10 protein-coding genes are annotated in these 13,649 nt (G+C 44.5%); 4 read left to right on the forward strand and 6 right to left on the reverse strand.

Annotated elements, in window-relative coordinates:
* Positions 1–115: 115 nt before the first annotated feature.
* Positions 116–1,453 (reverse strand): GGDEF domain-containing protein, encoded by a 1,338-nt coding sequence (locus tag R7035_RS01785; protein ID WP_042522150.1) that lies wholly within the window; start codon positions 1,451–1,453, stop codon positions 116–118.
* A 336-nt stretch (positions 1,454–1,789) separates the two neighbouring features.
* Between R7035_RS01785 and R7035_RS01790 the strand changes: the two genes are divergently transcribed.
* Positions 1,790–2,614 (forward strand): DUF2797 domain-containing protein, encoded by an 825-nt coding sequence (locus tag R7035_RS01790; protein ID WP_005377984.1) that lies wholly within the window; start codon positions 1,790–1,792, stop codon positions 2,612–2,614.
* Positions 2,615–2,704: 90 nt separating this feature from the next.
* On the opposite strand, the gene R7035_RS01795 is transcribed toward R7035_RS01790, so the two are convergent.
* Both R7035_RS01795 and R7035_RS01800 read right to left on the reverse strand, forming a co-directional pair.
* Complete coding sequence (locus R7035_RS01795; RefSeq protein ID WP_065274399.1) at positions 2,705–3,940, reverse strand: cysteine desulfurase-like protein; 1,236 nt, start codon at positions 3,938–3,940, stop codon at positions 2,705–2,707.
* Positions 3,924–4,580, reverse strand: a complete 657-nt coding sequence (locus R7035_RS01800; RefSeq protein ID WP_005377989.1) for a 2OG-Fe dioxygenase family protein — start codon at positions 4,578–4,580, stop codon at positions 3,924–3,926. The genes R7035_RS01795 and R7035_RS01800 overlap by 17 nt, the downstream gene beginning before the upstream one ends.
* 359 nt (positions 4,581–4,939) lie before the next feature.
* Between R7035_RS01800 and trxB the strand changes: the two genes are divergently transcribed.
* The 3 genes from trxB to cydC all read left to right on the forward strand — a co-directional run bounded on the left by trxB (position 4,940) and on the right by cydC (position 9,504).
* Positions 4,940–5,899: a thioredoxin-disulfide reductase gene (trxB, locus tag R7035_RS01805; RefSeq protein ID WP_005377991.1), complete on the forward strand. Its 960-nt coding sequence runs from the start codon at positions 4,940–4,942 to the stop codon at positions 5,897–5,899.
* A gap of 103 nt (positions 5,900–6,002) precedes the next feature.
* A complete protein-coding gene (cydD, locus tag R7035_RS01810) occupies positions 6,003–7,790 on the forward strand; it encodes a heme ABC transporter permease/ATP-binding protein CydD (protein WP_318145941.1) in 1,788 nt (595 codons plus the stop codon).
* Positions 7,783–9,504, forward strand: coding sequence for a heme ABC transporter ATP-binding protein/permease CydC (cydC, locus tag R7035_RS01815; RefSeq protein WP_262651847.1), 1,722 nt, complete (start codon positions 7,783–7,785; stop codon positions 9,502–9,504). The genes cydD and cydC overlap by 8 nt, the downstream gene beginning before the upstream one ends.
* Positions 9,505–9,602: 98 nt before the next feature.
* Here cydC and R7035_RS01820 read toward each other — a convergent pair whose 3' ends face one another.
* The 3 genes from R7035_RS01820 to R7035_RS01830 all read right to left on the reverse strand — a co-directional run bounded on the left by R7035_RS01820 (position 9,603) and on the right by R7035_RS01830 (position 13,518).
* The gene (locus tag R7035_RS01820; RefSeq protein WP_064353825.1) at positions 9,603–10,934 is read right to left on the reverse strand and encodes a D-serine ammonia-lyase; all 1,332 of its coding nucleotides are present in this window, start codon (positions 10,932–10,934) and stop codon (positions 9,603–9,605) included.
* A gap of 83 nt (positions 10,935–11,017) precedes the next feature.
* The gene (gene serC / locus R7035_RS01825; protein WP_256901059.1) at positions 11,018–12,112 is read right to left on the reverse strand and encodes a 3-phosphoserine/phosphohydroxythreonine transaminase; all 1,095 of its coding nucleotides are present in this window, start codon (positions 12,110–12,112) and stop codon (positions 11,018–11,020) included.
* Positions 12,113–12,249: 137 nt separating this feature from the next.
* Positions 12,250–13,518, reverse strand: a complete 1,269-nt coding sequence (locus R7035_RS01830; protein ID WP_318145942.1) for a DUF945 family protein — start codon at positions 13,516–13,518, stop codon at positions 12,250–12,252.
* Positions 13,519–13,649 lie beyond the last annotated feature (131 nt).

Below are 13,649 nucleotides of genomic sequence, written 5' to 3' on the forward strand. Positions count from 1 at the left end.
TGCTGCTCACGGTAATCGTATCGATAACCCAAACTTCCCCCCTAAGTGGTGTTCAGCAGTTTCCCTCTTGGTGGCCAGTTGGCCACCTTTTTTCTTTCCTTTTAGTGAACGGCTATCAGGCTTGCTTCTTTTCGCAAGCAAGTAAACCATAATGAGCTTCCACTCGGTTGCGACCATTGCGCTTCGCCTGATACAACACTTCGTCAGCTCTCGCCATTGTTTCTGAGACGCGTTCATTCTGCATTTGGGCAATGCCAATACTGCAAGTTAATGATTCACCGTGCACCCACAAATGATCCTCCACATTTTTGCGAATCATTTCTGCCTTCTCTAACGCTTGTTCAATATTGGTATCAGGGCAAAATACGACAAACTCTTCGCCGCCCCAACGAACGAGTCGATCGTCTGAGTAAATAGAAGTCGCTACCACCATGACAAATTCGCGCAATATGTCATCCCCCATTTGGTGCCCAAATTTGTCGTTCACCTTTTTAAACTTATCCAAGTCCAAATAGAGAATACTGAAGGTGTTATGCCCCCAGCGAACCTGACGAGATTGTTGTTCCAGCCAGTGTTGCACAGCATATCGGTTCATCGCGCCTGTCAAAGCATCTCGATGCGCTAACTCTGCAAACTCATAGTTTTGAGCTCGCAAAGTATCATTCACCTTTTCCAAATGACGGTGACGCTTTTGCGCTTTTTCATAAGCCACTCTATTTTTTCGTAACTCATGCAGTGAAAAAGCCAGTCCAAGCGCCATCCAAGAGAGTAATAATGCATACAACAATGTTTCTTGCGCAAGGTAAGCGCCTTCAAACTCAATTTTATCAATCACAATTCTATGTTTACCAAGTGCCGCACCAGACCCAGTTGCAATATCAATACGTGTGATGTTTGAAAATTCAGGTGCAGAGTGCTCAATCGCGACTCCGTTATCTGCTAACCACCAGGTCATCACCTGAAGATTTTTAATCGGAATTTCGACAATATCGATCGAACCCGACGGAGAAAACTGCATGCCATTATATTTAATGGTGTACTCGTCGTCCGGCTTGGAATACTCAGAATTATAATTGCGAAGATACAAACGTAGGTCGTGGCTAGGGTTAGCCCCTATTCCTGCCTCTTCATATCGCACCTTCAATCGAATCGTATGGTAGTTGGAAAGGTCAATACCCTGTGTTGGCGTTGCTGAATCGGTATAAACCGAGATTCCGCAGTAAGGCCAAGCATACGAGCTCTGCTTTAGTTCACAGCTAAGAACTAGGCTTTGCCGATCGTATGTGATATCAGCCTCACTCACACCTCCTTCACTGGCATCTTTAGTTGCATAGATATTGAAATGCTCAGGTGTAATGGTCAGCTTTCGCGTATCGCCAAGCACACTATAAAGGGCAACCAAACTGATAGTGCAAATAGAAAGAGCAAAGATAAAGTTATGGATCCACTTCATGGGCAAGTGACCTGCTGAGATTATATGCAATACGTGAGGTTCAATAATTTCAAAAAATGAAATCAAGGTGATTTATCAAGAAATAAAATCACTTTCTCATTCAATTCTTAGTTTCGACACATAGTAACGGATTTTGAACCGTTATCACGTTTTAAAATTTCTAAAAAGTGCAGCTCAACTTCTATTTGCGAAGCATTTCACAGCCATAATTTTTAGAAAATAAAACACGATGCATAATAATTTAGTGCAAGACATTTACTTTAAAGCTCCTGTCAACCCTGCATCTCTTCTCCACTTCAGTATATACTGTGCAAAAACACAATAATGAGTAATGTCATGTCATTAATTGCAACTGGCACGCTAAACAAAATGCGTGCTTCTCTGGACGGTGCCGTCAACTACCGTCTTCCTGTCGGTGAGGAAGAAATCGACTTAACTCCGTTTCTGGGTAAAACGCTCACACTGACTCACACTGGCAATATTTTTTGTTGCTCATGTGGAAAGAAAACGAAAAAGAGTTATTCGCAAGGCCACTGTTTTGTATGCATGAAAAAGCTAGCAAGCTGCGACATGTGTATCATGAAGCCAGAGACCTGCCACTACGATCAAGGGACTTGTCGCGAACCACAATGGGGTGAAGAGAATTGCATGGTGGATCACTTTGTCTACCTGTCCAACACATCCAGCTTAAAAGTTGGTATTACTCGTCATACTCAAATCCCGACTCGTTGGATTGACCAAGGCGCGACTCAGGGCTTGCCAATTTTTAAAGTAAAAACTCGCCATATCTCCGGTTTAATTGAAGTTGAACTGGCGAAACATATCGCAGACAAGACCAATTGGCGCACACTGCTTAAAGGTGACGGTGAACCTATGGCATTGCAGGACCGTTTTGCTGAGCTATTGCCTTTAGTCGAAGAGAAAATTGCCGAGATAAAACAGCAATTCGGCGAAGATGCCATTGAAGTATTAAACGAAAGCATTACCGACCTTAGCTACCCGGTACAACAGCACCCAACGAAGATCACTTCGCATAACTTCGATAAAAACCCGGTTGTTACTGGCACTTTGCAAGGCATTAAAGGTCAATACCTCATCTTTGATACTGGCGTTATTAATGTAAGAAAATTCACTTCCTATGAAGTTGAAGTTAGTGAGTAATCGCTTGTAAAACGCGTTGATTCAAATAAAAACGAAAAAAGCTCGAGTTTGACTCGAGCTTTTGTTTTTCTATTAGGAAGAAATCGTTAGTTATGCGTCAAGGATGCTTTCTAGCACATCGAATAACATATCGACTTCTTCTATTGTATTGTAATGCATACAACCAATTCGCACTACACCACCCGATTCTTCTAAACCAAGTTGACGAACTAAGCCCAACGCATAAAAGTGACCATTCCATACACAAATGTTATGTTCACCCAGTGTTTTCGCGATGAACTCTGGAGAATATCGGTCAAACGTTAGCGCAAAAGTTGGCGTGCGGAGTTGGCTATCTTCCTTTGCGATACCGAATAGATTGACACCATCTAATGCATTCAAACGCTGTAAGAAACGCTCACTCAAGCGCTGCTCATGTTGTTCATACAGTTGGTAGCTTTGCTCCAACCGTTGGCGAAGAGGTAAACCGACTTCACCAAATTGAGCCAGATACTCAACCGCAGAAACGACACCAGCAAGACCTTCAAAACTTTGCGTTCCTGTTTCAAATCGACCAGGGCCTATATTAGTGGCAGGCTCGACTTTGTAAGGGCGAATACTGTGGAGCCACTGATCGGCTATGTAAGCAATACCAACGTGCGGTCCGAAAAACTTGTAAGCTGAGCAAGCTAAAAAGTCACAACCTAACGCTTGAACATCAACCAAATGATGAGGCGCATAATGGACGGCATCCACATAAACTTGTGCCCCAACATTGTGCGCCATGCTGACTACTTGCTGTACATCCACAATAGAGCCCGTCGTGTTCGATGCATAAGTCACAGCGACAAGGCGCGTTTTATCAGAAAGAAGGCGGCTTAAATGCTCCATATCCAGCGTACAATCTTCTTCGTTGATACGAACTTGATGAACCGTAACGCCTTTATCTTCTGCCGCTTGCTGCCAGCTGGATACATTTGAATAGTGATCCAAAGCGGAAACAATGATCTCATCTCCTACTTGCCAATCTCGACTAATCGCGCGACTAAGCTGAAAGGTTAGTGAGGTCATATTGGCACCGAAGACAATATTGCCAGATGAAGGGGCATTAAGTAGAGCCTGAGCCGACTCACGCGCATTTTGCATTACGTCAACGGTCACTTGGCTAGAAAAATAATGCCCGCCTAAGTTAGCGTTGAAACGACCTAAATACCCTACCATGCTGTCTAGTACTAATTGAGGCACTTGTGAGCCACCTGGACCATCAAAAAACGTCACGGGCTTGTCGTTGTGGTATTGAGCCAACGCCGGAAATTGCTCTCTGATCTGATTAAGATTGAAGTTCATTACGCTTATCCGTAGCCGTGAGTACAAATACATCCATATGGCCCGCTTCGTCATCAATAACAGAGCGGATTGGGCACGCGTTATGCCACAGCTTGCTATCAGCCAAGATTGCGACCTCTCCGGTTTCTAGCACTTTACGGAAAAATGGGGCTTGGTTATGGCTGCTGTACAGCATGATGTCGCCACCGATGATGTTATGGCGTCCCACACCAACCATTGCAATGTGATCAAAACCGTCTTGGTGCACACCTTCAGGTGCTACTTGGGTTTCTTCTTCCAGTGCCCTGATACGGATTTGGTGAATTTCTATTTCTTGACCGTTTGGCAGATGATTCGCATTGACAAACAATTCACACATTTCTCGAAATCCATCGCTGGTAAGAATATCCTTCTCAATTGGCTCGAATTGTCTTACAACATCACCTTGAAATCGGTTGATATCAGAGGATTGAACAAAGCTATTTTTATTTAAGTCGATGACTTTGCCGTTATCAAAACCAACCACAGAATAACGTCGTAGTCGATACTGACCATCTGCATGTTCGGTACGAGGCAGTTCTTCAAACGATGGGGAAAGCTGCTCAATTGCTGCCATGCTGAGCTGTGTTAAATGTAGAGTATTCTCACGTGAATGTAACATCATTTGCTCCTTTAATGAGGCACATTAATTAACATTTAATTTACACACTAGGTTACGCAAATATTCTGCAATTACCAGCTTTTAACGTCGATAGCTTCAACAAAACGACGAAAACAACATAACAAACCAAATCAAACCACAAAAACAGAGCCATGTTTCAGTTTTACGCTTTGACAATATTTGAAACTAGACTTCTCTACTACGAATAGAATTTTATGCTAGAAGTCAACGTTCTCTATCAATATTTAGTGGGTTCTAATCTATAACCAATTATTCGATCACAATCGTTGTTTATGCTTTTAAAGCACTAAGAATTTCCATACAATCGAGGGAAATGTTACGCCCTTTTTGGAGCCATAATGAGCGACGTAAAACACTGTAAATTATTAATTCTTGGTTCTGGTCCTGCAGGATACACAGCTGCCGTCTACGCAGCGCGTGCAAACTTAAACCCTGTGCTTGTGACGGGAATGCAACAAGGTGGTCAGCTAACCACCACAACTGAAGTTGAAAACTGGCCAGGCGATGCTGAGGGACTGACAGGTCCAGCATTGATGGATCGCATGAAAGAACACGCCGAGCGTTTTGAAACTGAAATCGTATTTGATCACATCAATGAAGTAGAGCTATCACAACGCCCATTTCGTTTAAAAGGCGACTCAGGTGAGTACACTTGTGATGCCTTAATCATATCTACCGGCGCATCAGCAAAATACCTTGGCCTTGAGTCTGAAGAAGCATTTAAAGGTCGCGGCGTTTCTGCTTGTGCAACCTGTGACGGTTTCTTCTACCGTAATCAGAAAGTTGCAGTTGTGGGCGGTGGTAACACGGCTGTTGAAGAAGCGCTATACCTATCTAACATTGCGTCAGAAGTTCACCTGATCCACCGCCGCGATTCATTCCGCGCAGAGAAGATCCTTGTGAAACGTCTGATGGATAAAGTTGAAAGCGGTAATATCGTTCTTCATACCGATCGCACTCTCGATGAAGTACTGGGTGACGATATGGGCGTAACGGGCGTCCGCATTAAAGACGTGAACAGCGGTGCGACAGAAGATATCGATGTAATGGGTGCATTCATCGCAATTGGCCACCAGCCAAACACACAAATCTTTGAAGGCCAAGTAGACATGAAAGATGGCTACATCATCGTTCAATCAGGTCTTGAAGGCAACGCAACACAAACTAGTATCGAAGGTGTATTTGCAGCTGGCGACGTAATGGACCACAACTACCGTCAAGCGATCACCTCTGCAGGTACAGGTTGTATGGCTGCATTAGATGCTGAACGTTTCTTAGACTCACTTGGTGACAAATAACTTTTCACATTTGTGTCATATCCTTAAAGCCCAGCGGTATTCCCGCTGGGTTTTCTTTTGTATACTACCGCCTCATTAAAACAATTATCATTAAGCCTTCACGATGGATAAGAAAAAGCAAAGCAGCTTGAATAAGTGGCTGAAGCAACAAAGTAAGTTAGCCAAGCGCTGGCTTATGATTGCGATAGGCCTAGGCGTACTTTCAAGCGTGTTTTTATTGGCTCAAGCAGCCCTGCTCGCCTCCATTCTGCACCAGTTAATCATTGACCAAGTCGACAAAGCCGAGCTCATTTGGCATTTTGTTGGGCTCGGTGGCACGGTTATCGGTCGAGCTGCTTGTACCTGGGGTCGAGAGCTTGCCGGTTACCGTTGCGGGGAGCAAATTCGAGTTTATATTCGCCAACTCATTTTAGATAAAGTTCATAAGCTTGGGCCAGCTTACATCAAAGGCAAACCTGCTGGCAGTTGGGCAACGCTCATCTTAGAGCAGGTAGAAGATATGCAAGATTTCTTCTCACGCTACTTGCCTCAAATGTCATTATCGGTACTAGTGCCTTTCATCATTTTGGTTGTCGTATTCCCAGTAAACTGGGCAGCAGGCTTGATCTTCCTGGTCACTGCACCACTAGTGCCTATTTTCATGGCACTGGTTGGGATGAAAGCCGCAGAAGCAAACCGTAAAAACTTTAAAGCGATGCAGCGTTTGTCGGGTCACTTTTATGACCGCTTGCAAGCAATGACAACCATTCGCTTATTCGATAGAACAAAATCTGAAACTGAGACGCTAAAGGGTGCTTCAGAAGTCTTTCGTACTCGTACCATGGACGTTCTGAAAATCGCGTTTCTGTCTTCTGCGGTGTTAGAGTTTTTCACTTCCATTTCTATCGCAATTACCGCTGTCTACTTTGGCTTTAGTTATATCGGGGAGCTGGACTTCGGCTACTACTGCACAGGTGTTACGCTCTTTGCTGGTTTGTTCATTCTGATTCTTGCTCCAGAGTTTTATCAGCCATTACGTGATTTGGGCACGTTCTATCATGCGAAACAGCAAGCGGTTGGGGCAGCAGAAAGCATTGTCGAGTTTCTGGATTTGGAAGTCGATCAAATCAAAGATGGTACCCAAGCGTTAGATAAAAACAGCCCTATCCATATTGAAGCGAACCAGTTAACCATTTTTAGTCCGGAAGGTAAGCAGCTCGCAGGTCCCCTATCCTTCTCTCTTGAAGCCAACAAAAGTACGGCTTTAGTTGGACCAAGTGGCGCAGGTAAAACAAGCTTGGTAAACACCATCCTCGGTTTCATGCCTTATCAAGGTAGCTTGAAGATTAATGGTTGTGAATTGTCGCAACTGGATCTAGCCACATGGCGAGAGGCAGTAAGCTGGATTGGTCAAAACCCGATGCTATTACACGGTAGCATTCGAGATAACATCACACTAGGTAAGCACAATATTCAGGATGCAGACGTACATTCTGTGTTGAATGACTCTCACGCTGCTGAATTTGTTGAAATGCATGGGTTGGATTATCCGATATCTGATCGTTCTGGTGGTTTATCTGTCGGCCAAGCGCAGCGTTTAGCACTGGCTCGCGCCATGCTACAAAATGGTCGTTTTTGGTTATTAGATGAACCAACCGCAAGCTTAGATGCTCGCAGTGAAAAACTCGTGATGGAAGGCATTAACAAGTATGCGCATGCCACAACGAATTTGATGATTACTCACCAACTTGCGCCTTTACAAAACGTATCGCAAATTCTTGTTATGCAGGACGGCCAGATTGTTCAACGTGGTGATTACGCCACACTGTCGACAGAAGATGGCTTATTTAAAGACATGTTGGAAGCGAACCTCGCACAACGTGAAACAGACAAGGGGAACTTAGATGCGTGATTTACTCCCTTATCTAAAACTCTATAAGAAACACTGGTTTGGTCTTTCGCTAGGTATGCTACTGGCATTTCTGACCTTAGCGGCGTCTATTGGCTTATTAACGCTATCAGGTTGGTTTATTTCAGCCGCAGCGGTGGCAGGCTTGACGGTTGCTCGTGAGACCTTCAACTACATGTTACCAGGTGCCGGGGTACGCGGCGCTGCAATGGCTCGAACCGCAGGTCGATGGGGAGAACGTGTCGTTAGCCACAATGCAACGTTCAAGCTGCTTACCGATCTACGTATCTTCTTCTTTAAGAAACTTGCACCACTGATTCCGGGTCGTGTTTCTACGATGCGTGATGCCGATCTGCTCAACCGCCTAGTAGCGGACGTAGATGCGATGGATCACGTTTACCTTCGACTTATCAGCCCTGTCGTGATTGGTGTTTTTGGCATATTGAGTTTAACGGCTGTCCTGGCTTTCTTTGATTGGCATCTCGCCCTACTGCTTGGCTCGATTCTTACCGTCATGTTGTTTGTATGGCCAGTACTGTTCTATAAACTGGGTAAAAACAATGGCGAGAATCTCACTCATCATAAAGCGCAATTGCGAGTGGCGACACTGGACTGGCTTCAAGGCTACAGTGAACTGAGTATCTTTGGAGCAGAAGAACGTTATCGTAATCTCATTCTAGAGAAGCAGAAGCAGTTGCTGTCTAACCAATTTGTGAACGCGAATTTAACGGGCATGGCTTCAGGACTGCTTATGCTGGTGAACGGCATTACACTGGTTGTGATGCTTTGGTTTGCTGCAGACGGCGTAGGTGGTCGTGCTCCTGATCCTTGGATTGCGCTGTTTGCGTTTGCAACCATGGCGAGCTTTGAGATTCTGATGCCTATCGCGGGCGCATTCCAGTATCTCGGTCAAACGTTGACCTCTGCTCGTCGTTTAAATGAAGTAATTTTGGCTGAACCTGACGTTGTCTTCCCTGAGCAGTCGAAACATAAAGACACAACGTTAGACATTGAATTCGACAACATAGATTTTACTTACCCTGACGGTCAGCAAAAGGTACTGAAAGACTTGTCACTCTCACTACCGTTGGGCACTAAAACTGCAATTGTAGGTCAAACAGGTTCAGGTAAATCAACACTGATTCAGCTTCTTTGCCGCTACTGGGATGTTAACCAAGGTGAAGTTCGAATCGGTGGTGCAAAACTGCAAGATTGGAGCGAGTCTGACCTGCGAACAGCAATGACTGTGGTCAGTCAACGCGTAGATGTACTAAACGGGACACTACGTGACAACTTACTCATGGCCGCTCCGGACGCAAGTGATGAGCAACTGTCTACTATTTTACAAAAAGTCGAGCTTGGCGGACTTCTTGAAGAGCCGGGTTTAGACGCTTGGTTAGGCGACGGCGGTCGTCAGTTATCTGGTGGTGAGAAACGCCGAATCGGTATTGCTCGAGCATTGCTACGTGATGCCCCAATCCTACTCTTAGATGAGCCGACTGAAGGCCTCGATAAGCGTACGGAACAAAAAGTGATGGCGCTTTTCAATGAACACTTTGCTAATAAGACAGTAGTATTCATTACACACCGACTGATAGAGCTAGAAAGTATGGATAGCATCTGTTTGATGGAACAAGGTGAGATCATCGAACAAGGCGACCATCCAACGCTACTCGCTCAAAAAGGTCGTTACTACCAGCTATTACAATCTCTATAATTCGATTTTCAGTGACGAGAAGGGCTCATCAAACGATGAGCCCTTTTGTTATTCCTGTATTAATTAGTTACCTAATTAAGCACGTATACAGTGCTGATTTACCGACCAGATTTTTTGAGATAAGCCGCCATTTCATCTTCCGGAACCATGCCCCCACCAGTTGCCCAAACAAGATGTGTTGCGTTTTTGAGTTTTTCTTCGTCAAATTTCATTTGAGACTGATAAGCATGGTTATTCGAGACGTGCACTGCCCCAATCATACCGGCTAATGCAGAAGGCTCTAGATTAATACCTTCCAGTTCACTTAACTCACCCAAGTGGTGATACATACGAGCGTCATCAATGGTGTAAAAACCATCAAGTAGCCTTTCCATCGCTCTTCCGACAAATCCCGAGGCACGCCCGACTGCCAAGCCATCAGCGGCGGTGATGTTATCGATACCCAAATCTTGTACCGAAATATCGTCATGCAAGCCTGTATGTACGCCCAACAGCATGCACGGGGAGTGCGTTGGCTCCGCGAAAATACAATGGACATGCTCGCCAAACGCTACCTTCAAGCCAAATGCCACGCCACCAGGCCCGCCGCCAACACCACAAGGAAGATAAACAAACAATGGATGATGCTCATCAACAACGATTCCCAAGTCATCAAATTGCTGCTTAAGACGCTCACCCGCAACAGAGTAACCTAGAAACAGCGTCCGTGAGTTTTCATCATCGATAAAGAAACAGTTGGGATCTTTTTCTGCCTCTTTACGACCTTGCGCGACAGCAATACCATAATCCTCTTGGTGCTCTACGACATTAACACCATGTGACCGGAGCTTATTTTTCTTCCATTCCCGCGCATCCGCAGACATGTGGACTGAAACTGAAAAACCCAGCTTCGCACTCATGATACCGATGGACATACCAAGATTGCCGGTTGAGCCAACTGCAATACTGTACTGCTTAAAAAACTGCCGAAACTCATTGCTGAACAATTTGCTGTAATCATCGCTTTCACAGAGCAAGCCGGCTTCAAACGCCAACTTTTCTGCATGAGTGAGCACTTCATAAATACCACCTCTCGCTTTGATCGAACCAGAAATTGGCAAATGACTGTCTTTTTTGAGCATTAAATGGCCCAATATTGGTGTGTCGTATTGCTGCTCCAAACGCACTTTCATATTGGGAATATCCACCACTGCGGACTCAATAACGCCACGCGACGTTTCCGTTTCGGGAAACGCTTTCATCAAATAAGGCGCAAATCGTGCTAGCCGTTCACTCGCCGCTTGAATATCTTTTTCATCTAACCCGACATGAGGTAAGCCTTCCTCCAAGGAAGTGATATGGGGGTTAAACCAACAAACCTCTTCAAGATCAATAAGTGCTGCCAAGAGTGGGAACTGCTTAGTCAGCGCTTCAATATTTGCCTTGGTCATTTTACCTTCCTGGAATGATGTGAGTTGAGATAAACAAAAGCGCCGCAATAGCGACGCTTTGGAGAACAACTATCAGTTTGAGCTTACGCGTAGTTTTTCTCAAACTCTTGCATGAAGTCTACTAACGCTTGAACACCTTCTAGCGGCATTGCGTTATAAATGGATGCTCGCATACCACCAACTGCTCGGTGACCTTTTAGCGCTTTCAGCCCTTTAGAGTCTGCTAGCTCAAGGAAGGCTGCATCCAGTTCAGGCTTAGCAAGTTGAAATGGCACGTTCATCAAAGAACGGTTTGCTGAGTGCACGCCATTACGGTAGAAATCAGACTGATCGATGTAATCATACAGTAGCGCGGCTTTAGCGCGGTTCACTTGCTCAATCGCTTTTACTCCGCCCTGTGCCTTCAGCCATTTGAAAACAAGACCAGACAGGTACCATGCAAAGGTTGGTGGCGTGTTGAACATTGATTCTTTTTCTGCCAAAACAGTGTAATCCAAAATACTTGGTAGTACCTGCTTCGCCATACCTAATAAATCATCGCGCACGATAGCAATAGCAATGCCGGAAGGACCAATATTTTTCTGAGCGCCCGCGTAAATCACACCGTATTTCGACACATCAATTTCACGAGAAAGAATTGTCGAAGACATGTCAGCAACAATCGGTTTGTCGGTGATAGGAAGATCGTTAATCTCAATACCATCAATGGTCTCATTTGGACAGAAGTGAACGTAAGCCGCTTCTGGAGCAATTTTCCATTCACTTGCAGGTAGAACCGCGACTTTCCCGTTGATTTCTGTTTTTGCATCAAACACGTCTGGTTCGCAGTATTTTTTCGCTTCAGCTACCGCGCTTTCAGCCCAATAACCACCATCGATGTAAGTTGCCGTATCGGCATCACCAAGTAAATTTAGAGGAACAGCAGCAAACTGAGCACGAGCACCACCTTGGCAGAACAGCACTTTATAGTTGTCCGGAATATTCAGAAGATCACGTAAATCCTGCTCGGCTTCTTCTGCAACTTTGATGAACTCTTTGCTTCGGTGGCTGATTTCCATGACCGAAGTGCCAAGACCTTGCCAATCGATTAGTTCCTTTTGTGCTTGCTGCATAACTGCTTTAGGCAGACCTGCTGGCCCTGCACTGAAGTTAAATACGTTGTCCGTATTTTGTTCCATGATGCTCATTGCTCCTGCTATGTAAATATTACGAAATTAATATCACGTTTTCGCAGTGATAAAAACAAGAAAAGAGGTCTTACGACCTCTTTTTAAAGACTAAGCGTTGAATTGGAACAAATTCGCAACAACACGAATTACTGTTGTTGCATCAAAGCAGGCATAAGTAGAGCCACCAATGGGAATTCATGCCCATTTTCGAACTTCAATTTGCCTTCACCAATTTCTGCTTTTAATTGATAACCGCCCTCTACTTTTTCGATCAACTCCATAATAAGGAGCTCATCAATCCCTTCTTGAATAAATGGGTAATGCGTTACTAATTCATCAGAGAAGTAAGTGCTAAGTTCACCAGTAGTGGCCGTCACCAACTTCATTGGATCTTGAGTAATATGCTCAGTACCTTCAGGGATGGATAGTTGCCACTTATTGTGGAACTTGCCGTCACCGAACGCGAGTGAAAGCTCGTTCACGGATAAATCAAAACCTTTGCTAAACAGCGTATCGACATGCGGCAATAAATTCGCAATTTCCTGCTCATCTAACATAGGAGAGCTTTGATAGATAGACATAATTTGATCAAAAGACTGGCTATCCACATCTGCAATTGAGAAATCCAACTTAAAGTTATCGACATCCGTCCCATCAGTTAAACGTAGTTTCTTAGCATCTAGGTTTAATTGACTGTTCAGCTTATCACCAGACTCACTCATCGTAGTGTTACCACGGTAGCTCGCATTTTCAATCAAAAAGACAGGCGTTAAGTTCGCATCAACCACATCTAGCTTCTCTAGAGAGAAAGATTGCTCGCCTAACCAGTAGCCTTTTGCTTGCTTTCCTTTACCTTGCCCTGTCAATGCATTCAGATGAAGCTCTTCACCGTTTTCAAAATCCACTTGAACAGAAGGAACGGAAACTTGGTAATTGAGATCACCCAATACCGTAACATCACCTGTTACTTTTGCAGGGCTTGTAGAAACAGAAACACCTTGCGCTTCGTTACGATAATGCCAACTGTCTAGGTCGAGGATAAATGCTGTATTGCCATTTAGTTGAGTCTGGCTATGCATCGTGAGAGGCAAAAAGTCATTGTCCACCAATTTTGAATCTGCTGTTAGGCTTGTTAGACCGTGGCTAACATCACTGGTTACGTCAAACGTCGTTGGCATACCATCACGCTCTAACTGCGTTTTAAGCTCAGGATCAACAACTGAATAACGAGTCAGCACGACTGAAGACAAATAGCCACGCTGATACTCGACCACTTCGCCTTTAATCATTTCATCATTCATATTGGTAATACCATCTTCAATGATGGACTGACCAATTTGTCCGACAGCCAATGGCCAACACAGTGCTAATGAGATAGCACCACCAATGGCGCCGATTTTTTTAAGATTTTGCATAACGTCACTTATTAGATATTTTCGGTCAGTCTACCCCAAACCACCTGCGGAGAAAACATTGAGACAAATCAGACTATTGATGCTTATTCTAGTCCATTAATCAGGAATCATACTTGGCTCCCACTCATCAT

This window comes from Vibrio sp. 1731, from assembly GCF_033339955.1.
GTDB lineage: Bacteria > Pseudomonadota > Gammaproteobacteria > Enterobacterales > Vibrionaceae > Vibrio > Vibrio alginolyticus.